This is a genomic window from Amycolatopsis sp. NBC_00348 (genome assembly GCF_036114655.1).
Taxonomy (GTDB): Bacteria; Actinomycetota; Actinomycetes; order Mycobacteriales; family Pseudonocardiaceae; genus Amycolatopsis.
The window spans coordinates 843,839-863,908 of the sequence record NZ_CP107994.1 but is presented as its reverse complement, the minus strand read 5'-3'; the positions used below and the strand labels follow the sequence as shown (position 1 = coordinate 863,908).

Annotated in this window: 18 protein-coding genes; 10 read left to right on the top strand and 8 right to left on the bottom strand. The window is 72.4% G+C overall.

Going from position 1 to position 20,070, the window contains the following annotated elements; all coding sequences use genetic code 11:
• Window positions 1–9: 9 nt before the first annotated feature.
• Window positions 10–1,401: a carboxylesterase/lipase family protein gene (locus tag OHS58_RS04210; RefSeq protein ID WP_328647200.1), complete on the bottom strand. Its 1,392-nt coding sequence runs from the start codon at window positions 1,399–1,401 to the stop codon at window positions 10–12.
• 28 nt (window positions 1,402–1,429) lie between these two features.
• Here OHS58_RS04210 and OHS58_RS04205 point away from each other — a divergent pair, with 28 nt between their 5' ends.
• The gene (locus tag OHS58_RS04205) at window positions 1,430–1,918 is read left to right on the top strand and encodes a hypothetical protein (protein WP_326951214.1); all 489 of its coding nucleotides are present in this window, start codon (window positions 1,430–1,432) and stop codon (window positions 1,916–1,918) included.
• Here the strand turns inward: OHS58_RS04205 and OHS58_RS04200 are convergent.
• Window positions 1,915–3,492, bottom strand: coding sequence for a beta-N-acetylhexosaminidase (locus OHS58_RS04200; protein ID WP_328647199.1), 1,578 nt, complete (start codon window positions 3,490–3,492; stop codon window positions 1,915–1,917). The genes OHS58_RS04205 and OHS58_RS04200 overlap by 4 nt on opposite strands.
• A gap of 139 nt (window positions 3,493–3,631) precedes the next feature.
• Between OHS58_RS04200 and OHS58_RS04195 the strand changes: the two genes are divergently transcribed.
• Together OHS58_RS04195 and OHS58_RS04190 are read left to right on the top strand one after the other, a co-directional pair.
• A complete protein-coding gene (locus OHS58_RS04195) occupies window positions 3,632–5,515 on the top strand; it encodes a Na+/H+ antiporter (RefSeq protein WP_328647198.1) in 1,884 nt (627 codons plus the stop codon).
• Window positions 5,516–5,525: 10 nt separating this feature from the next.
• Window positions 5,526–6,212, top strand: coding sequence for a histidine phosphatase family protein (locus OHS58_RS04190; protein WP_328647197.1), 687 nt, complete (start codon window positions 5,526–5,528; stop codon window positions 6,210–6,212).
• Here the strand turns inward: OHS58_RS04190 and OHS58_RS04185 are convergent.
• Together OHS58_RS04185 and OHS58_RS04180 are read right to left on the bottom strand one after the other, a co-directional pair.
• A complete protein-coding gene (locus tag OHS58_RS04185; RefSeq protein ID WP_328649768.1) occupies window positions 6,196–6,939 on the bottom strand; it encodes an ABC transporter permease in 744 nt (247 codons plus the stop codon). The two genes, OHS58_RS04190 and OHS58_RS04185, sit on opposite strands and share 17 nt — an antisense overlap.
• A gap of 17 nt (window positions 6,940–6,956) precedes the next feature.
• Complete coding sequence (locus tag OHS58_RS04180) at window positions 6,957–7,457, bottom strand: MmpS family transport accessory protein (protein WP_442875514.1); 501 nt, start codon at window positions 7,455–7,457, stop codon at window positions 6,957–6,959.
• A 190-nt stretch (window positions 7,458–7,647) separates the two neighbouring features.
• Here OHS58_RS04180 and OHS58_RS04175 point away from each other — a divergent pair, with 190 nt between their 5' ends.
• Window positions 7,648–8,079: a YybH family protein gene (locus OHS58_RS04175; RefSeq protein ID WP_328647195.1), complete on the top strand. Its 432-nt coding sequence runs from the start codon at window positions 7,648–7,650 to the stop codon at window positions 8,077–8,079.
• 174 nt (window positions 8,080–8,253) lie between these two features.
• Here OHS58_RS04175 and OHS58_RS04170 read toward each other — a convergent pair whose 3' ends face one another.
• The gene (locus OHS58_RS04170) at window positions 8,254–8,676 is read right to left on the bottom strand and encodes an NUDIX hydrolase (protein WP_328647194.1); all 423 of its coding nucleotides are present in this window, start codon (window positions 8,674–8,676) and stop codon (window positions 8,254–8,256) included.
• A 9-nt stretch (window positions 8,677–8,685) separates the two neighbouring features.
• Between OHS58_RS04170 and OHS58_RS04165 the strand changes: the two genes are divergently transcribed.
• From OHS58_RS04165 to OHS58_RS04150, 4 genes are all read left to right on the top strand, one after another.
• A complete protein-coding gene (locus OHS58_RS04165; RefSeq protein WP_328647193.1) occupies window positions 8,686–9,399 on the top strand; it encodes a helix-turn-helix domain-containing protein in 714 nt (237 codons plus the stop codon).
• Window positions 9,400–9,503: 104 nt separating this feature from the next.
• Window positions 9,504–10,481, top strand: a complete 978-nt coding sequence (locus OHS58_RS04160; RefSeq protein ID WP_326952022.1) for a LacI family DNA-binding transcriptional regulator — start codon at window positions 9,504–9,506, stop codon at window positions 10,479–10,481.
• A gap of 784 nt (window positions 10,482–11,265) precedes the next feature.
• A complete protein-coding gene (locus tag OHS58_RS04155) occupies window positions 11,266–11,847 on the top strand; it encodes a DNA-binding protein (RefSeq protein WP_247054136.1) in 582 nt (193 codons plus the stop codon).
• A gap of 51 nt (window positions 11,848–11,898) precedes the next feature.
• Window positions 11,899–12,555, top strand: coding sequence for an RES family NAD+ phosphorylase (locus OHS58_RS04150; RefSeq protein ID WP_326951223.1), 657 nt, complete (start codon window positions 11,899–11,901; stop codon window positions 12,553–12,555).
• Window positions 12,556–12,568: 13 nt separating this feature from the next.
• Here the strand turns inward: OHS58_RS04150 and OHS58_RS04145 are convergent, their stop codons facing one another.
• From OHS58_RS04145 to OHS58_RS04135, 3 genes are read right to left on the bottom strand one after another with little or no spacing between them, the layout of a single operon-like run.
• Complete coding sequence (locus tag OHS58_RS04145) at window positions 12,569–12,901, bottom strand: hypothetical protein (protein WP_247054140.1); 333 nt, start codon at window positions 12,899–12,901, stop codon at window positions 12,569–12,571.
• Window positions 12,902–12,949: 48 nt separating this feature from the next.
• On the bottom strand, window positions 12,950–14,905 hold the full coding sequence (locus OHS58_RS04140) for a S9 family peptidase (protein WP_328647192.1): 1,956 nt from the start codon (window positions 14,903–14,905) through the stop codon (window positions 12,950–12,952).
• A gap of 52 nt (window positions 14,906–14,957) precedes the next feature.
• Complete coding sequence (locus OHS58_RS04135; protein WP_326951225.1) at window positions 14,958–15,920, bottom strand: TerC family protein; 963 nt, start codon at window positions 15,918–15,920, stop codon at window positions 14,958–14,960.
• A 315-nt stretch (window positions 15,921–16,235) separates the two neighbouring features.
• On the opposite strand from OHS58_RS04135, the gene OHS58_RS04130 reads away from it, so the two are divergent.
• Window positions 16,236–19,097: an alpha/beta fold hydrolase gene (locus OHS58_RS04130; protein ID WP_328647191.1), complete on the top strand. Its 2,862-nt coding sequence runs from the start codon at window positions 16,236–16,238 to the stop codon at window positions 19,095–19,097.
• Complete coding sequence (locus OHS58_RS04125; protein WP_328647190.1) at window positions 19,094–20,026, top strand: ABC transporter permease; 933 nt, start codon at window positions 19,094–19,096, stop codon at window positions 20,024–20,026. Before OHS58_RS04130 ends, OHS58_RS04125 begins: the two co-directional genes overlap by 4 nt.
• Window positions 20,027–20,070: the final 44 nt, after the last annotated feature.

Below are 20,070 nucleotides of genomic sequence, written 5' to 3'. Positions count from 1 at the left end.
TTCACGGCTTTACAAGGTGTCCCAGAGCAGGCGCTGGGCGCGGTCCGGGTCGGGGACCGTGGTGCTGACGTCGTCGAAGAGGCGCGTGATGCGCTCGGACGGCGTGTAGCGCGGCCAGCCCGGGTCGCCCGTGGCGATGAAGCGCACCCAGGCGCTCGACATCTCCGTCGCCAGTGCCTGCAGGCGCTCGGTGGGGCGCGGGCGGCCGGCGAAGAGGAAGCGCCAGTTCTTGTTGCCGATGTCGTCGAACATCAACGGCAGGTCCAGGCCGTGCGGCGCGCCCAGGCCGCGGCCGCGGGGCGCGATCCGCCAGTCGAGGCGGTACATCCAGGCGTCGCGCTGCTTCTCGGCGAACCGGATCGCCGGGATCCACCAGTCCCCCGCCGTCAGCGCCCGGTTGCGGACCTGCTCGTCCGGCCAGTCGAGCAGCTCGGCGTACGCCGCGACGGCCTTGTCGATCGCGGCGGGCCCCAGCATCGTCGAGCCGGCGCCGAGGAGCTTCGCACCGCCCGACTGCAGCCAGCTGAACAGGTCTTCCTCGTCGGCCGTCGTCCCGATGAGCAGCGGGACTTCGCGGACGCCGTCGAGCGGGCGCGAAGGCAGCAGGTCGCCGTCGACGACCACGCGGTAGGTGACCTTGGTGCCCGAGGCGGCCGAGACCCGTTGCTGCGCCTGGAGAACCCGCGTCACCGGCAACGTCGCCAGCTCCGCAGCCGAGACGTCCAGCTCCTTCAGGACGGCCGACGCGATCGCCGCGCCCTCGGCCGGGGTGTGCACCACCGCGCCGACGCCGGTGCCGCTCTGCACGATCGCCTGGTGGACCAGGCCGCGCGTGGCGGGCACGGCCAGCAGCGTCCCGACCGTGCGACCGCCGTTGGACTGCCCGGCCAGCGTCACCCGCGCCGGGTCGCCGCCGAACGCGGAAATGTTGTCACGCACCCATTCCAGCGCGGCGACCTGGTCGCGCAGCGAAAGGTTCGCGTCGGCGACGCCGGGCAGGTGCAGCATGCCGAGGACGCCGAGCCGGTAGGCGACGGTCACGACGACCACCCCGCGCCGGGCCAGCGCCGACCCGTCGAACTGGTGCGGCGCGCCCATCACGCCGCCACCACCGTGGATCCACACCAGCACCGGGTACGGACCGGGCCCCTCCGGCGAGTAGACGTTGACGTAGAGGCAGTCCTCGTCGCCGGTGAAGCCCCGCCCGGTCAGCTCGGGCTGCGGCGCCCGCGGGGCCCACCGGGTCGCGTCGCGGACGTCGGACCAGGGCGGCGCCGGCCGCGGTGCGCGGAACCGCAGCGCCCCCACCGGCGGCTCGGCGTACGGCACGCCGAGGAACGTCCTGACCCCGTCCCGCGCGGAGCCGCGCACCGCGCCGCCCGCGATCTCTGCTATCGTCACGAAGCCAGCCTAGGCGGACAATGCCCGCATGGTGATCCGCGTCCTGTCGGTCGTCCTGCTCCTCGCCCTCACCGCGTTCGGCGCGGCCGCGGTCGTGACGGGCATCGCGGAACAGCACGCCGCCGACACCGCGTACCTCGCCGACTTCTCGCGGCCCGGCGCCGAGTGCGGTGCCGGCGAAGCGCACTTCGACGAGTCCGACGGCCTGGTGCTGGCGTGTATGCCGCGCGGCGGCTCCTCGGTGCGCTACCCCGGGTTCAGCGAAGCCCAGAACCACGCCGTCGAAGCGCTCGCGAAGGACCTGGGCGCCGACTCGCTCTCGACGGTCGACCGGGCCCGCATCCAGCAGCGCGTCGACGAGTTCGCCGCGACCTTGCCGGCCGCCGCCCGCCCGCACTACGACGAGGGCGTCTCACTCGGCCCGGTGTGGGGCGCCGGGCTGGCCTGGGCGGGCGGCGCGGCGGCCCTGCTCGGAGTGCTCGGCCTGTACTTCCGCCTGCGCCGCCGCCGCGGCTAGGAACCGGCCGGCCAGGGCACCTGCGGCGACTTGTAGTACTTGAGCCCCAGCAGTTTCCAGAGCGGTCCCTGTGCGGCGAGCCGCTTCGAGAACGCCGTCCAGTCGTGCGTGCTCTGCGGCGACCAGCCGAGCTCGGCGATCGCCGCGAGCCGCGGGAAGGCCAGGTATTCGACGTCCGCGCTCGTCGTGACCGTCTCCGTCCACAGTGGAGCTTCGACGCCCGAGACGGCGGACTCGGCGACGCCGGACAGGTACGCGCCGGGGTTCCAGTCGTAGGCCTTCTTGACCTCGACCAGCCCGGCCCAGTCCTGCCCGATCGGCGAGCTCGACGTGTACTTCATGTCGAGGTAGGCGTGGTTCGCCGGGGACAGCACGAGCTTCGTCCCGTTCCTGGCCGCCGTCGCCACCGCGCTGTTGCTCGTGGTGGTGTCCCAGAACTGCGCGACCGTGCCGGCCGCCGGGGTCGCGTTGACGACGTCGTGCCAGGCCAGCGCGCTCTTGCCGTGTGACGCGGTGATCTGCTGGACGCGGTTCATGAACGTCTTGTAGTCGGCCGGTTTCGTCGACTGCGCCTCGTCCCCGCCGATGTGCAGGTACTTCCCCGGGGTCAGCGCCGCCAGCTGGCCGATGACGGCGTCGAGGAACGTGTACGTGATCTCCTTCGACGTGCACAGCGAGCTGAACCCGACGTCGGTGCCGGTGTAGAGCGGGCGTGCCTTGCCGTCGCAGTTCAGCTCGGCGTAGGAGGCCAGCGCGGCGTTCGTGTGGCCCGGCATGTCGATCTCCGGGACGACCGTGATGTACCGCGCCTGCGCGTAGGCGACGATCGCGGCGTAGTCGGCCTGCGTGTAGTAGCCGCCCGGCCCGCCGCCGGTCTGGGTGCTGCCGCCGTAGGTCGCCAGCCGCTCCCAGCCGTTGATCACGATCCGCCAGCCCTGGTCGTCGGCCAGGTGCAGGTGCAGCGTGTTCACCTTGTAGCGGGCGAGCTGGTCGACGTACCGCTCGACCTGCGCGACGGAGAAGAAGTGCCGGGCGACGTCGAGCATCGCGCCGCGGTAGCCGAACCGCGGCTGGTCGGTGATCCGGCCGCCGGCCAGCACCCACGGCCCGGCCGCGGTGGTGGCGCCCTGCGCGGCGGGCGGGAGCAGCTGCAGCAGCGTCTGGACGCCGGCGAACAGGCCCGCGGCCTGCCGGGCCCGCACGACCACGCCCGACGCCGTGACGTCGAGCTGGTAGCCCTGGTCACCGACCGAATCCGGCGCGCCCGAGAGCAGCAGCCGGACGCCGTCGGTGCCCGACGGCGGCGTGTGCACCGGGATCGCGTAGCCGGTCGACCGGCGCAGGGTCGTCGCGAGCTGGTCCCCGATCGCGGCGACGTCGGCGGAGATCGCGACGCCGGAACCGAGTGTGTAGCTCACCCCGCTCGCCGGGACGGCGCTCGCGGGCGCCGGGACGACGCTGGTGAACGGGACGGACGCGGCCGAGGCGGTGGCCACCCCGCCGGCCAGTGCCGCGGCCGTCAGCGCGGCCACCAGGCCGAGCCGCAGCAGACGTCGTGTTCGCGAAACCGCCATCAAAACCCTCCATGATCGGACGAAACGGATCAAGCAGGGCTTCAGGAGCCGGCGGCGTCCACTCGCTGAGCCAGGGAGGATTCAACCAGAACCGACCCGCGCGGCACACCGCCACGGCGGTCCGGGTGATGATTACCCCGTGCACATCGCGGCAGAGATAGTGGCCCTGGTCGTGACCGTCCTCGTCGTCAGCGCGCTCGCGCGGCGGCTGGACTGGTCCGCACCCCTGTGCCTGATCGTCGTCGGCGTCGGCGCGTCCTACGTGCCGGGCGTGCCCGAGTACCACCTGGACCCCGAGGTCGTGCTCCTCGGCCTGCTCCCGCCGCTGCTGTACTCGGCCGCCATCCAGACGTCCCTCGTGGACTTCCGCAAGAACCGCGGCGCGATCGGGCTGATGTCGGTCGGGCTGGTCGTGTTCACCGCCTTCGGCGTCGGGCTGGTCGCCTGGGCCGTGGTCCCCGACCTGCCGCTGGCCGGCGCGATCGCGCTCGGGGCGATCGTCGCGCCGCCGGACGCGGTCGCCGCCAGCGTCGTCGCCCGCCGCGTCGGCATGCCCCGCAAGCTGATCCGGCTGCTGGAGGGCGAGAGCCTGTTCAACGACGCGGCCGCGCTGGTCGCGCTGCGCACGGCCATCGCCGCGCTGGCCGGCTCGGTCAGCATCTGGCAGGTCGGCGCCGACTTCCTGCGCGCGGCCATCGGCGGGATCGTGGTCGGGCTGGTCATCGGGTTCGTGGCCGCGTTCATCCGCGCGCGGATGAACGAAGCGGTGCTCGACACCGCGCTGTCGTTCGCGGTGCCGTTCATCGCCTACATCCCGGCCGAGGCGATCCACGGATCCGGTGTGCTCGCGGTGGTCGTCGCCGGGCTGATCCTCGGGCACAAGGCCCCGAAGATCCTCTCCGGCTCGGCGCGCCTGGCCAGCAGGCTGAACTGGCAGACCATCGCGTTCCTGCTGGAGAACATGGTCTTCCTGCTGATCGGCCTGCAGCTGCGGCGGATCCTGTCCGAGGTCAGCGAAACCGGGTTGTCGCTCGGGTTGCTGACCTGGATCTGCGTCGCGGTGCTCGGCGCGACGATCGCCACGCGGATGCTGTGGATGCTCGGGATCGGCACCGTGAAACGGCTGGAACGGCGGCTCATCCCGAAGCGGCAGAAGGCGAAGATCTGGCCGTGGCGCTACTCGGCGGTGATCTCCTGGGCGGGGATGCGCGGGGTGGTCACGCTCGCCGCCGCGTTCGTGCTGCCCGCCGACACCCCGCAGCGGGCCGTGCTGGTGCTCGCGGCGTTCGTCGTCGTGGCCGGCACCCTCGCCGTGCAGGGCATGACGCTGCCGCCGCTGATCCGGCGGCTGCGCCTGCCCCGGCCGGACCCGGCGGAGGACGCGCTGCAGGAGGCGTCCGTGCTGCACGACATGACCACCGCGGCCCTGCTGAAGCTCGAGGAGATCCAGCAGCCCGACGACCCGCCCGAGATCATCCAGCGCATCCGCGACCGGCTGCAGAACCGGTCCGACTCGGCGTGGGAGCAGCTGGGCCGCCAGAGCGTGCTGGCCGAGACGCCCAGTGACGCCTACCGCCGGCTGCGGATCCAGCTCCTCGAGGTCGAACGCGACCAGTTCCTGAAGGCCCGTGCCGCCGGCAGCGCCGACGACGACGTCCTGCGGAAGGTCCTGGAGCGCCTCGACATAGAGGAGTCCATGCTCGACCGCGCCGAGGAGGAACCCGAGGTCGAGGGCCGCGAGCTGCGCACCCCGGCCGCGACGGCCGGCTCGTGCAAGCACCTGGCCCACGAGTGGGTCGACAAGGACCCCAGCTCGCCGGACACCTGCGCGGCCTGCGTCGAGGAGGGGACGACCTGGGTGCACCTGCGGATGTGCCTCAAGTGCGGCAACGTCGCGTGCTGCGACTCCTCGCCGCGCCGCCACGCGACCCGTCACTTCCACGAGAGCCGGCACCCGGTGATGCGCAGCTTCGAGCCGGGCGAGACGTGGCGATGGTGTTTCGTGGACAAACAGCTCGGCTAGGGTCGGGGCCATGAGCACGCCCGAGCAGGAGATCGAGTACCGGCAGCACCGGTTCACCCCGCCGTCCGGCGCCACCGAGATCTTCCTGGTCCGGCACGGCGAATCCGCGCCGGCCCGGGCCAGCGCCCCGTTCGACCTGGTCGACGGCCAGGCCGACCCGGACCTCGCGCCGGAAGGGCGCGACCACGCCCGGCGCGTCGGCGACCGGCTGGCCGGTGAGCGCATCGACGCGATCTACGTGACGACGCTGCGCCGCACGGTGCAGACCGCCGCGCCGCTGGCCGAGAAGCTGGGGATCACCCCGGTCGTCGAGCCGGAGCTGCGCGAGATCCACCTCGGCGACTGGGAGAACGGCCTGTTCCGGAAGTACACGACCGACGGCCACCCGATCGTCGACCGGCTGTGGGCCGAGCAGCGCTGGGACGTCATCCCCGGCGCGGAGTCCGACGAGGCGTTCGGGGCCCGGCTGCGCGACGCGCTCACCCGCATCGCCGCCGCCCACCCCGATCAGCGCGTCGCGGTCTTCACCCACGGCGGCGTGATCGGCGAGGTGTTCGCCCAGGCCGGCCGCTCGGTCGAGCGGTTCGCCTACCTCGGCGCGGACAACGGCTCGATCTCGCACCTGGTGCTGCACGGCGACAACTGGATCGTGCGGCGCTTCAACGACACCGCGCACCTGGCTAACCCGCTCGGCTGAGCTTCCCGGCCGCGACGCACTGCACGGTCACCAGGATCGCCACGGCCTCCGCGGCCAGCAGCCCGATCAGGACGAGCACCTGCGTCGTGCCCGCCTGAATCGGGCCCGCGCCGCCGAGCAGGACACCGACGTACGCGCCGGGCAGCGTCACCAGACCGACCGTGCGCGTCTGGTCCAGGGCCGGGATGAGTGCGTGCCCGGCTGACGGGCGGCAGATCTCGAGGGCGGCCGGGCGGGGCATGAAGCCGAGGGCGAGGGCGGCTTCGTACTCGCCGTGGCGGGCCTCGAGTTCATCGAGGGCCCGGCGCGCGGCCTGCGACGTCGCCGTCATCGCACCGCCGATGACGATGCCGGCGATCGGCACGACCGCGATCGGGCGCAGCGGGACGACCCCGGCGCCGAGGACCAGGGCGAGCACCGGGGCGACGCCGGCCGCGATCGCGAGGGCCGTCCACGGCAGGTTCGCCCAGCCGCCGGCGCGGCGCGCGGACGTCGCCGCGGCGATGCCGAACATGAGCAGCACGAACAGGCCGGTCAGCGGGTTCGAGCGCAGGATCGTGGTGATCACCAGCGACACGAGGGCCAGCTGGGCGACCGCGCGGACGGCGGCGATCAGCACCGCCCGTCCCTGGCCCAGCTCACCCCAGCGAACGATGGCGGCCCCGGCCGCGGTGAGCAGGACCAGCACCGCCACCAGGGCGGGCCCGAAGGTGATCACACCGCCGATCCTGCCTTACGCGGCTTTCAGACGGCGCAGCTGAACTGGCGTCCCGGCGCGCTCACGCCCTTGTCGGCGAGCACGACGCCGTCGACGACGATCCGGCAGCGCAGCTCGCCGGGGCCGGGGTTCTGGGCGGCGATGCTGTAGAACTCGGTGCGGTCGGCCGGGCCGACGCGGGTGAAGGTGGTCGACCACGGCGTGGTGACCTCGGTCTGCTGGGCCAGCGTCGACCCCGCGGCCGAGTAGGTGACGTTGCGGGCGCCGTTCGCGCCGAGCAGCTCGTAGACGACGGAGTGGGTCACGGTGCGGACCGCGGCCGGCGCGACGGGGGCGGCGACGGGCTCGTCCCGCACCGGGCCGCCGCCGGACCGCGGCACCACGTACGACGTCACCGCGAAGGCCAGGGCGAGCACCCCGAGCACGACGACGACGTTGCCCGCGGGCCGGCAGCGGCCGCGGTCCCGCTCGGCGGACTTCGCGTGCTTCGCACGCTTCACGGTCTGAGTCACGATGGGAACACTCATGGAGAGGTCTTCTCTCGTCGAGCGCACTTCCGTCGAGTACGTCGTCTACATCTCGCCGTGACCTAACTCCGCGTTAACGCCTGGTCGGCAAGAAGTCCAACTTTCACCCAATCGGGTGCGCCGTGGACCTCACATTCCCACGGGCTGCGTCGTCGTTATCAGTGAAGGTCCACAACCGAAGGGGACGACGATGACGACAACGGCACACGACGCGATCCGGCAGCAGGTCGGCAAGATCGTCGAGGGGATCCAAGCCAAGGATCTCGACGCGCTGAGGCGGATCTACGCGGCGGACGTCGTGTCGTTCGACGTCGAGCCGCCGCTGCAGCACGTCGGCGTCGAGGCGAAGCTGAAGAACTGGGCGAGAGCGTTCACGTTGTTCTCGGAGGTGAGGTACGAAGTACGCGACCTGACGCTGACGGTGGGTGACGACATAGCGTTCGGCCACTGCTTCGGCCGACTCAGCGGCACCCTGGGCGACGGAACGGCGACGAACGGAATGTGGGTCCGGGCGACGTTCGGCTTCCGCAAGATCGAGGGCGCCTGGCTGATCGTCCACGACCAGGCATCGGTGCCATTAGACATGCCAAGCGGCCGCGGCGTCGTGGACCTGGAGCCGTGAGCCGCGTGGCCATCCACCAACCCGGCTTCGGGTCGGCATCGTCGGCCTCGAGCCGTGAGCGGTGTCGTCAATCCACCAACCCAGCTCCGGCAAGCACCCACAACACCCGCTGACCGGCGGGCGGACACACGAAACGACCACGGCATCGCCGACCTGCAGCCATGAGCCGCGTGGTCAATCCACCAGCCCGGCGTCAGCGAGCATCCGCAGCACCCGCTGACCAGCAGGCGGGCACACCGGCGCGTCCGCCGTGCTCAGCCAGGCCGCCTCCGCGATCTCCCGCGACGGCGCCGGCTCGCCCTCGTGCGCGGCCGTGTAGCAGGTCATCCGCACCAGGCGGCCGTCGGCGAACCCGTCGGCCTGCTCCTCCATCGCGGCGAAGAACCGGAAGCTGAGCGGGTCGAGCGTGATCCCGAGCTCCTCGCGGATCTCGCGGCACAACCCCGCGACGTCGCCTTCGCCCGGCTCGCGCTTGCCGCCCGGCAGGTAGAACTTCGTCTTCCCGGTGGTGCGGACCGACAACAGCCGCCGGTCGCGGACGTGGATCCAGGCCAGCGAGTCGATGGGCGGCGCGAAATTGTCGGACCCCAGGTGCATGATCGGAGTATGTACGAAGAGGTCGCGCCACCCCCGCCGCTGCGGGGCGTCGCCCGCTGCGTGTGGCGGTCGGCCGCCTCGGCGCCGAAGCGGATCGTGCCCGACGGCTGCCTGGACCTGGTCGTCGGCGCGAGCGGGGTGTTCGTCGCGGGCCCGGACACCCGGGCCTGGTCGTCGGTGACCGTGCCCGGCGAGGTCATGCACGGCGTGCGGTTCACCCCGGGCCGCGCGGCGGCGGTGCTCGGCGTGGCCGCCGACGAGCTGCGCGACCACCGCGTCCCCCTGCGCGAGCTGTGGGGTCACGAGGGTGAGCTGCTCACCGAGCGGCTGCTTTCCGGCGAACTCTCCCCAGCGGCCGCGATCGCCACCCGATTGCCGGACGCCCCACCGCCCGACCCCGCGGTGGCGGCACTGGTCGCCCGGCTGGACGCCGGAGCCACCCGGGTCGCGGAGGCCGCCGGTCAGGTCGGCGTCGCCGAACGCCGGCTGCGGCGGCGCTTCGTCCAGGCGATCGGCTACGGGCCGGCCACCTACCTGCGGGTGAGCCGGTTCCAGCGCGCGGTCTCGCTGGCGATGCGGGCGCCGGGGCTGGCCGCGCTGGCCGCCGCCGCGGGGTACGCCGACCAGGCCCACCTCAGCCGGGACGTCCGGGCCCTGACCGGCCTGACCCCGCGCGCCTACTTCGCCGGGCGGTCCACAGTGGACGAGGTCCGTTCGGCCTAACGGCGAGGGTGCCCCGGCCCGGATCGGTGAGCGGACGGTGAACGACCACCGGGAGCGCTATCCTCCCCCTCGAAGTGTGACCAGGGCTTCGATCGGGAGGGCGTGTGGCCACCATCAGTGACGTCGCGGCGAGGGCCGGCGTCTCCACGGCGACCGTGTCGCGCGCGCTCAACGGCAAGTCCACAGTGGACCCAACGCTGGCCGCGCGGGTGCAGGAAGCCGCCACCGAGCTGGGCTATCACCCGAACGGGCTGGCCCGGAACCTGCGCCGTCAGGAGACGGCGGTGCTCGCGCTGATCATCTCCGACGTCGAGAACCCGTTCTTCACGGCGATCGCGCGCGGTGTCGAGGACCTCGCGCAGCGGTCCGGGTACTCGGTGGTGCTCTGCAACTCCGACGAGAACGAGGACAAGGAGCGGCGCTACATCGAGGTCGCGCTGCAGGAGCGGGTCGCCGGGGTGGTGCTGTCCCCCACCGGCCGGTCGACGAACGTCGAGGGCCTGCACCGCCAGGGCACGCCGCTGGTGGCGGTCGACCGGCCGCTGCCGGAAGCGGCGGGCGACCAGGTGCTGGTCGACACGCGCCACGCGGCGGCGGAAGCGACCCGGCACCTGCTGGCGGGCGGCTACGACCGCATCGGTTGTCTGACCGGCCCCGCGGGCGTCCGCACGGCCGACGACCGCCTGGCGGGCTACGCCGACGTCGTCGGCGAGGAGAACGCCGTGTTCCGGCGGGCGGAGTACCGCGCGGAAGGCGCCCGCTTGGCGGCGCTGGAGCTGCTGGACGAGCCGTCCCCGCCGGACGCGCTCCTGGTCGCGAACAGCACGATGGCGATCGGGGTCCTGGAGGCCCTGTCGTCCCGCGGCCTGCGTTCGGGCCGCGACATCGGCATCGTCTCGTTCGACGACGCCCCGTGGACAACCCTGATCGACCCACCCCTGACGGTGGTCGCCCAACCGGCGTACGAGGTCGGCCGGGTAGCGGCACAGCTGCTGCTGGCCCGGATCTCGGACAGCACCCGCGACACGACGACGACCACGCTGGAAGCACGTTTGATCGAGCGGAAGAGCTCCCGCCGCTGACCCGCACGACCCCCTCGCACACCTGAGACCAGCTCCGGGCAGCGTCGGAGCGCGCACCTGACGGGTCGGCTCACGCACACAGCCAGTCGCCCGCGTACCTGGAGAGTCGGCTCGCGTACCTGGAGAGTCGGCTCGCGCGCCTGAACGGTCGGCTTGCGCACCCGAACACCGGCACCGCACTCGGTGGGTCGGCTCTCGCACTCCAGGGCCGGTTCCCGGCAGAGCCGGCTCGCGCGCCAAGAAGATCAGCTCACACACCAGGCGGTCGGCTCACGCACCTGGAGCATCAGGTCGCGCAACTGCCGGCCCACGTACCCAGACTGTCGGCTCGCGTACCCAGACTGTCGGCTCGCGTACCCAGACTGTCGGCTCGCGTGCCCGGAGCGTCGGGTCGCGTGGCCGGAGGCTCGGGGCGCGGGCGTTCGGCGTGGACTCGCGTGAAGCTGGACCGGGGACAAACGTGCCTGGGGGGCCGGCTCGTGCCAGGCCCCCCAGGCACGCCCCACCCCCTGTGTCCCCCATGACCGGCGCCAACTCGCCGGATCCTGTGAGCACGGAGCGGAAATCGTTTACTCACACGGAACCTAAGTCGGCGGAGGCGGGGTGTCAAGCGCATGGGCGACTGGACAACCTCGCCCGATGCGGGCAAACTTTGCGGAAGTTGCCTACTCAACGTGTTGGATGATGTGCGTAAAGTGTCGATCTCTGGTGAATTCGCCCACAGATAGGGCACGAACCCGCACGAACCCGCACAGCCGCGCTGTTTCGGGTTAACCTGAGCGGCATGTCTGTAGCGCTGGAGAACATCCTCGCCAAGGCGGGTCTGAAGGTCGACGCGAACGAGTTCCTCACGCTCGTCGAAGACGCCGCGCGCAGGCTTTCCCCACCGAATCCCGATCCCTCGCACTACTTCTCGGCCGATCAGCGCGCCGCGCTCACCGATGTCGGCCTGGATCTCTCGCCGCGGCGGGAAGAGGAACCGGACTTCCGGGCGCGCACCGTCGCCGCCCACGCCGTGCTCGCCGAAGGCGCCCTGAGCGTCAACGAAGCGGCGAAGACCCTCGGGGTCGACGACAGCCGCATCCGGCACCGCCTCAAGGAAGGCCGGCTGACCGGCTGGAAGGACAGCGGCTGGCGGCTCCCGGCGTGGCAGTTCGCCGGCTCGGGTGTGCTGCCCGGCCTCGAGGTCGTGCTCAAAGCCCTGCCCGAGGACCAGCCCGCGCTCGTCGTCGCCGCGTTCATGAGCACCCCCCAACCCGATCTGGTGATCAACGACCACCCGGCGACCCCGCGCCAGTGGCTCCTCTCGGGTGGTGACCCGGAGCACGTCGCGCGCCTCATCGCCACGCTCGGCTCGCCGTTCTAGGCTGGACCTCCCCGAGCAAGATCACCGACAAGGACGGACCACCCCCGACCCATGGCCCGGCTACCGCTGCCGCCCGCCCGATCCGTCTTGGTCCGGCAGCTGAATCGCGCCAGTGACGTGGTGACGGTCCAGCCCGCGACCAGGCTGGTGCGGATCTTCACGGCGCACGGCAACCACCCTCAGCAGTGGAACTCGTTCCGCTACACCGGCCCGCTCCCGCACGGCCGGTTCGACCAGCAGTCGCCCGGCCGCGGCGGCGCGCCGGTCACCGACCCCGCCAACGGGGTGCTCTACTTCGGCCTCACCGTGCGCACGTCGATCGCCGAGGTCTACCAGACCAGCTCGACGGTCGACCGCCGCACCCGCGGCCCCCGGCTGGTCGTGGTCCGCCCGACCCGCACGCTGCGTCTGCTCGACCTGACCGGCCTGTGGCCGACCCGCGTCGGCGCGTCGCAGGAGATCTCGAGCGGGCCGAAGAAGCTGACGCAGGCCTGGGCCCGGGCGATCCGCGCGGCCTTCAGCGACCTCGACGGCCTCTGGTACCGCTCCTCGATGGACTCCGGCGACCCGGCGATCTGCCTGTGGGACCCGCCGGCCGGCGCGGCCCTGCCGATCGCGCCGGACGTCCTGCTGCCCCTCGACCACCCGGGCCTGGACGTCCCGCTCGGCCGCGTCTGCGAAGAGCTGAACTACACGCTCCTGAACTGAGCGCCGGGCCCGCTCAGCCGAGCGTGCCCCGCGGGCAGACGAACCCGACGATCTCCGACGCGATCAGCCCGGCCTGCTCGGCCGGGTCGGCGTCGAGGATCGCGCGCGTCTCCGCCTCCGACGTCCGGAAGAACGCCACCCCGGTCACCGGCAGCGCGGCCGACGGCTCCGGGATCGCGCCCGCGAGCCGCAGCGACCCGGCCGCCTGCTGCTGCCGGGCGGCCGCGAGGTGGCGGGCCCGCAGTTCACGAGCCATCTCCTCGGAGATCTCGTCGGCGCGGGGTCCCTTGCGAAACAGCACCATGCGCCAGGTCTCCAGCTCGAAGTCCACCTCGGGCAGCGTCATGGGTACGAAGATTCGCAGGCGGCCGGGGCCGGGACAAGACCGGTGCGGTTACAGGTGCCGCGCCCACCACTCGAGGATCGCGTCGAACCGCTGGACGCGGTGACGCGGCCGGCCGGAGCGGGACAGCTCGTGGCCTTCGCCGGGGAACAGCAGGAACTCCGCGTCCGCGCCGGCGCGCCGCAGCGCGACGAACATCCGCTGCGCCTGCTCCAGCGGGCAGCGCCAGTCCTCCTCCGAGTGCACCACCGCGAACGGGATACGGATCTTGTCCGCGTAGCTGAGCGGGCTGCGGTCGCGCTGCACCTCGGGGTCGGCGCCGATGTAGGAGTCGACGAACGTGTAGCCGATGTCGGAGCTGCCGGCCATCGAGTCCCACGCGTTGACCGCGCGCTCGCTCCACGCCGCGCGGAACCGCTCGCCGTGGTGGGAAGCCAGCCAGCTCGTCATGAACCCGCCGTACGAGCCGCCCATGATCCCGACGCGCGAGGCGTCCAGGTCCGGGCGCTCCAGCGCCTTGTCGAGCAGGGCCAGGACGTCGTCGGCGTCGACCGTGCCGAAGGCGTGGGTGATCGCGTGGCCGTGCTGCTGGCCGTAGCCCGCCGAACCACGCGGGTTGCCGAGCACCACGGCGTACCCGGCGGACGCGAACACCTGCGCCTCGTCGAACACCGCCCAGTCCTGCTGGGCGAACGGGCCGCCGTGCACCACGCGCAGCACCGGGTGCGGGCCCTCGCCTTCGGGCAGCACCAGCCAGCCGTGCACCGGGTAGCCGTCCGGCGCGGTGGTCTCCAGCTCGAGAACCGGGCGGAGTCCCTTGTCCCGCAACGGCTTCGAGTAGTCGGTCAGCACCCGCGGGGCGACCGCGCCGAGCACCACGAGGTCACCCGAGGTCTCCAGGGTGGCGACGACCGCCGCGATCACCGGACCGTCCACAGTGAACGACCGGACCGCGGAGCGGTCCGCGTAGACCACGGTCAGGTCCGCCAGCGGCGCGTCGACGGCGTCGAGCGGGACCGCGCGCAGCTCCACCGCGCCGCGGTTGCGGACGGCCACGAGCACGTCGCCCTCGCGCGGCGCCGGCGGCCCGGCGGATGCCTCGCAGTCGACCGTCTCGATGTCGGTGAGCCGGCGCGCCTCCACCGGTCCGGCGCCGAACGCCGGCGTCGCGGCGTAAAGCCCCGTCGCCGCGGCTTCGCGGTGGTCCTCGAAGGACTGTCCGAAGTAGAACAACGTGCCGCCGGGGCCGAACACCGGGCGCTCCGAGTACCCCTCGCCGCGCACGAGGACCTCGGGTTCGCCGCCCTCGGCGGAGATCGCGCAGATGTCGCGCACGTCGCTCTCGGCCGCGTCCCAGTCCGGCGCCGCGGTGAAGACGATCCGGCTGCCGTCCGGCGTCCACACCGGCTGGGCCGGTTCGAACTCGCCCGACGTCAGCGGTTCCAGGGCCGGCTCGTCGCCCGCTTCGAACGCCGCCACGGCGTCGACGGCGAACAGGCGTTGCACGCGGTCGCGGAGGAAGCCGATGTCGTCGATCCGGTAGTCCATGCGCGTGATCCGGCGCGGGGCCTCGGCCGCCGGCTCCGGCGTCTCGCCGTCGGCGTCTTCGGTTCCGTAGCGCCCGGCCTCGGGCACCCGCGCGACGAAGGCGACGCGCCGGGAGTCCGGGGCCCACACCGGCTCGCCGGCGCCGAGGTGCAACGACGTGAGGCGCCGCGCGTCACCGCCGTCGGCCGGCATCAGGTGCAGCTGCGGGCGCCCGTCGGCCCCCTCGCCCTCCCCGGCGCGCAGGAACGCCACCCAGCGCCCGTCCGGGGAGATCGACGGCGCAGAGTCACGCGGACCGTGCGTCCACGCGGACTCGCCGCCGTCGAACGACACGCGCCGCAGCGCGCTGTGCGCGGCGTTCGTCTTCAGGTCGGGGTTCTGGACGGCGGTCAGCAGCAGGTCTCCGCGCAGGGCGGGACGGCCGGGGACGACGAGGCTTTCGATGTCGGCAGGGCGCACCCGTCCGACGGTACCCGAATCCCTTAGCGGTGCGAACGACTTTCGTCGGTCGTCACGCGGTCACCTGTTTGCGCTCGTCGCGCCGCGCCTTCGCGAGGCTCGTCACCGTCGTGACGGTGAGGACGACGATGATCACGCCGAGGGAGATCCAGTTGTTGATGTCCAGCCAGTCCGGCACCACGTGGTACTCGTGCAGCGCGTGCAGGAACAGCTTCGCGCCGATGAACGCGAGGATCACGGCGAGGCCGTAGGTCAGGTAGACGAGCTTCGTCACCAGGCCGCCGAGCAGGAAGTACAGCTGCCGCAGGCCCATCAGCGCGAACGCGTTGGCGGTGAAGACGAGGAACGCCTCCTGCGTGATGCCGAAGATCGCCGGGATCGAGTCGACGGCGAACAGCAGGTCCGCGGAGCCGATGGCCACGATCACCAGCAGCATCGGCGTGATCATCCGCTTGCCGTTGATCTTCACGGTGTACTTGTGGTCGTGGTAGTCGTCGGTGACCGGGGCGATCTTGCGGACCTGCCGGGTGACGGCGTTCTCGTGGTACTCCTCGTCCTCGCCCTTGCCGCGCAGCATGCTGATCGCGGTCCAGACCAGGATCGCGCCGAAGAGGAAGAACACCCAGACGAACTGCTCGATCAACGCCGCGCCGACGGCGATGAACACACTGCGCATCGCCAGCGCCAGCAGGATCCCGACCAGCAGCACGCGGTGCTGGTGGATGGCGGGCACCTTGAACGACGCCATGATGATCATGAAGATGAACAGGTTGTCGACGCTCAGCGAGTACTCGGTGATGTACCCGGTGAAGAACTCGACACCCGGGTCGTGCCCGGCGAAGAACCACACGCCGGCGCCGAAGAGCACCGCGCAGGACACGTAGAAGACCACCCAGCGCGCGGCTTCACCCGTGGTGACCGCGTGCGGCTTGTGATCGACGATGACCAGGTCGAGCGCGATGAGCGCGAGCAGGCCACCGATCGTGGCGATCCACAGCCACAGGGGGACAGTCATGGAACCAGAACCTCCGGATAGCGCGCATGAGCAACTAACCGGAGGTCTCTTCCGCCGGTGCGAACACCGGCCGACGGTGCCGGGGGCGCATGGCCACCGTGCTGACGACACCGCCGCGAAGGAATACTCCCCTCACAGCGCGTCCAGTTTGCCGGTTCTCCCCGCCCGAGCGCCAGCCGGAATCGCGCACGTCACCAGGTTGGTCCTGTAATTCCGGTCACTTCGGTCCACCAGGTGGTCCCGAGCGTGTGATCAGCGTGTGATCGACGTGAGTTGCGGAGGGCACTCTCAGGAAACTTCACATACGGTCACCCCGTGCCCCGACTCCCGCTCCCGCGCTCCCGCCGCGGCCGCCTCACCGCGCTCGGCGCCGTCGTGGTGGTCCTGGCCGCCGCGACCGTCCTCTGGGCGACGCGCGACACGGCCCCGCCCGCGGTGCCCACCCAGGACGCGCTGATCGACATGCCCGCCGCGCCGGGTTCGGCCGACCAGGTCAAGATCGACACGACCACCTACCTGCCCGCCACCGTGCCCGCGCCCGCGGTGCTGCTCGCGCACGGCTTCGGCGGCGACAAGACCAGCGTCGCCGACGACGCCCGCGAACTCGCCCGGAAGGGCTTCGTCGTGATGACGTGGTCCGCGCGCGGGTTCGGCAAGAGCACCGGCAAGATCGGGCTGAACGACCCGGACGGCGAAGTCGCCGACGCGAGCCGGCTGATCGACCGGCTCGTCGCGCAGCACCAGGTGACCACGGACAGCAGCGGCGACCCGAAGATCGCCGTCACCGGCGCGTCCTACGGCGGTGCGCTGTCGCTGCTGCTGGCCGGCACGGACAAGCGCGTCGACGCGATCGCGCCGGTGATCACCTACAACGACCTCGGGCAGGCCCTCGTCCCGAACGCGGCCGCCCCGAAGGCACCGGCGGCGGGCACCCCGGCCGCCGGGGCGTTCGCGACCGACGGCGTGTTCAAGAAGAGCTGGGCCGGCATCTTCTTCTCCGCCGGCTCCGGTCCCGCCTCGAGCGGTGCGCCGTCGGCCGACGCGCCCGAAGCCGGGCAGGCGACCGACACCGGGTCTACCGGCGCCGCCGGGGCCGCAGCCGCCGTCCCGGCCGCGCCTTCGGGCGGGGGCGGGCCGCGCGCCGGGTCGGCCGACCCGTGCGGCCGGTTCACCGCCGCCGTCTGCAAGGCCTACACCGAGCTGGGCACCACCGGCGCGTCCAGCCAGGCGAGCCTCGACCTGCTGCGCCGCGTCTCCCCGGTGTCCGTGACGAGCAAGATCACCGTGCCGACGATGCTGGTGCAGGGCGAGAGCGACACCCTGTTCGGCCTCGACCAGGCCGACGCGACCGCCCGGCAGATCACCGCGGCGGGCGGCAAGGTCAAGACCGTCTGGTACACCGGCGGCCACGACGGCGGCAAGCCCGGGCCGCAGCTGCGCGGGAAGATCGGCGACTTCCTCTGGACCGCCGTCACCGGCGGCGACCCCGGCACCGGGTTCAGCTACGACGTCCAGGGCACGTTGCGCGCCAACGGAACGCCGTCGGTGCGCACGGTCAACGCCGCCGCCTACCCCGGCCTGACCGGCCCGGCCACCGAGCGGCGGCTGCTGCCGATGTCCGGCCCGGTCCAGCCGGTCGTGCGCCCGGCCGGGGCGAACCCCGCGGCGGTGAGCGGGATCCCCGGGCTCAACGGCCTCGCGAGCAGCACGTCGCGGCTCGGCGCGCTGTTCAGCAACGACCCGCCCGGCCAGGCCGCGCAGTTCACCACCGCGCCGGTCGACGGGCAGGTCGTCGTCAGCGGCGCCGCCACCGTGCGGCTGCAGGTCGCCGCGGACCCGGCGCAACCGCAGCCGGAAGCCGTGCTGTTCGCGAAGCTCTACGACGTCGGCCAGGACGGCTCGCGGGTGCTGCCGGCGAACGCGATCGCCCCGTTCCGGGTGAGCGGGCTGCCCGCCAACGGCAACCCGGTCGAGGTCACCGTGACGCTGCCGGGCATCGTCCGGCCGATCGAGGGCGGGCACTCGCTGCGGCTGGTCGTCGGCACCACCGACCAGGCGTTCGCCGCGCCGGCCGCGCCCGCGGTGTTCCGCGTCGCGCTCGCCGGCGGCGGCGCCGCGCTGGCCCTGCCGGTCGTGCCCGGGACGTCGGTCGGCACCCCGGCCCCGGTCGGGCAGATCGTCGGCATCGCCGTCACCCTGGCGATCGCCCTCGCCGCGGTGCTGTTCGCGGCCCTGCGCCGGCGCCGGGCGACCGACGTCGACCCGGAGCTGGCCACCACGCCGCTGGTCATCGAGGGCCTGCGCAAGACGTACGCGGGCGGGTTCGTCGCCGTGAACGACCTGTCGTTCCGCGTCGAACCGGGCCAGGTGCTGGGCCTGCTCGGGCCGAACGGCGCGGGCAAGACCACCACGCTGCGGATGCTGATGGGCCTGATCACGCCGACCGAAGGCAGCATCCGCGTGTTCGGCCACAAGATCACCGCCGGCGCGCCGGTGCTCTCGCGCATCGGCTCGTTCGTCGAGGGGTCCGGCTTCCTGCCGCACCTGTCCGGCCGCGAGAACCTCCGGCTGTACTGGGCGAGCACCGGGCGGCCGGCGGAGAAGGCGCACTTCGGCGAGGCGCTGGAGATCGCCGGGCTCGGCAGCGCGGTCGACCGCCGGGTGCGGACCTACAGCCAGGGCATGCGGCAGCGGCTGGCGATCGCCCAGGCGATGCTCGGCCTGCCGGAGCTGATGGTGCTCGACGAGCCGACCAACGGGCTCGACCCGCCCCAGATCCACCAGATGCGCGAGGTGCTGCAGCGCTACGCCGCGACCGGGCGCACCGTGGTGGTGTCCAGCCACCTGCTGGCCGAGGTCGAGCAGACCTGCACGCACGTCGTGGTCATGCACCGCGGCGCGCTGGTCGCCTCGGGCGAGGTCGGCGAGCTGGCCGCGGCCGGCGGCGAGGCGACGTTCCGGGTCGACGACCCGGCCGCGGCCGCCGCGGCGCTGAAGGCGATCGCCGGGGTCAGCACGGTCGACGTCGAAGGCGATCTCGTGCACGCCGACCTCGACGGGCTGCCGCGTGCCGAAGCGGTCGCGGCCCTGGTCCGCGCCGGGGTCGCCGTGGAGCAGGCCGGGCCGCGGCGCCGGCTGGAAGACGCGTTCCTGCAACTGGTGGGAGACCAGTCGTGAACAGCTCGAACTCAGGGGTCCACACGGACCCGCACGCGCTGGACGAGCTGAGCGACCTCGCCTCGAGCGAACACGCCGGGGTCGGGCCGGACGGCGCCGTCGCGGGCTACTCCGCGCGGCGGACGCTCGGGCTCGGCGTCGAACTCCGGCGTCAGCTCAAGCGGCGGCGGACGCAGCTGCTGCTCGGGTTCGTCGCGATCCTGCCGTTCATCCTGGTGATCGCGTTCGAGGCGGGGCAGTCGAACCCGAACCGGCGCAGCGGCGGGTTCGTGGACCTGGCCACGGCCAGCGCGCCGAACTTCGTGGTGCTGGCGCTGTTCGTGTCGGGCACGTTCCTGCTGCCGATGATCGTCGCGCTGTTCTTCGGCGACACCATCGCGAGCGAGGCGTCGTGGTCGAGCCTGAAGTACCTGCTGGCGATCCCGGTGCCGCGGCACCGGGTGCTGCGCCAGAAGGCGATCGTGTCCGGGCTGCTGTCGGCGGCGGCGCTGATCCTGCTGCCGCTGGTCTCGCTCGTCGTCGGCGTCATCTGGTACGGCGCGGGCGACGCGATCAGCCCGACCGGCGACGCGGTGTCCTTCGGCGACAGCCTGCTCGCCATCGCACTGTCCACTGTGTACATCATCCTGCAGCTGGCCTGGGTGGCCGGGCTCGCGCTCGCACTGAGCGTGACGACCGACGCCCCGCTCGGCGCGGTCGGCGGCGCGGTGCTGGTGGCGATCCTGTCGCAGATCCTCGACCAGATCACGGCGCTGGAAGGCCTGCGCAACTACCTGCCGACGCACTACGGGTTCTCCTGGATGGACCTGATCTCCACCGACGTCGACTGGACGAACCTGGCCAGCGGCCTGCTGTCGGCGACGATCTACGGCGCGGTGTTCTTCCTCTACGCGGGCCGCCGGTTCGCCACGAAGGACATCACCAGCTGAGGCGGCCCGGCCGGGCGGTTTCCGCTCGGCCGGGGTCGTCCCGG

Excerpts from the sequence above, each read along its gene's own strand:
- OHS58_RS04200 (WP_328647199.1), bottom strand. The coding sequence starts at position 3,492 with ATGGCGGTTTCGCGAACACGACGTCTGCTGCGGCTCGGCCTGGTGGCC.
- OHS58_RS04180 (WP_442875514.1), bottom strand. The coding sequence starts at position 7,457 with ATGAGTGTTCCCATCGTGACTCAGACCGTGAAGCGTGCGAAGCACGCG.
- OHS58_RS04190 (WP_328647197.1), top strand. The coding sequence starts at position 5,526 with ATGAGCACGCCCGAGCAGGAGATCGAGTACCGGCAGCACCGGTTCACC.
- OHS58_RS04135 (WP_326951225.1), bottom strand. The coding sequence starts at position 15,920 with ATGACTGTCCCCCTGTGGCTGTGGATCGCCACGATCGGTGGCCTGCTC.
- OHS58_RS04155 (WP_247054136.1), top strand. The coding sequence starts at position 11,266 with ATGTCTGTAGCGCTGGAGAACATCCTCGCCAAGGCGGGTCTGAAGGTC.
- OHS58_RS04170 (WP_328647194.1), bottom strand. The coding sequence starts at position 8,676 with ATGCACCTGGGGTCCGACAATTTCGCGCCGCCCATCGACTCGCTGGCC.
- OHS58_RS04165 (WP_328647193.1), top strand. The coding sequence starts at position 8,686 with ATGTACGAAGAGGTCGCGCCACCCCCGCCGCTGCGGGGCGTCGCCCGC.
- OHS58_RS04150 (WP_326951223.1), top strand. The coding sequence starts at position 11,899 with ATGGCCCGGCTACCGCTGCCGCCCGCCCGATCCGTCTTGGTCCGGCAG.
- OHS58_RS04145 (WP_247054140.1), bottom strand. The coding sequence starts at position 12,901 with ATGACGCTGCCCGAGGTGGACTTCGAGCTGGAGACCTGGCGCATGGTG.
- OHS58_RS04175 (WP_328647195.1), top strand. The coding sequence starts at position 7,648 with ATGACGACAACGGCACACGACGCGATCCGGCAGCAGGTCGGCAAGATC.
- OHS58_RS04205 (WP_326951214.1), top strand. The coding sequence starts at position 1,430 with ATGGTGATCCGCGTCCTGTCGGTCGTCCTGCTCCTCGCCCTCACCGCG.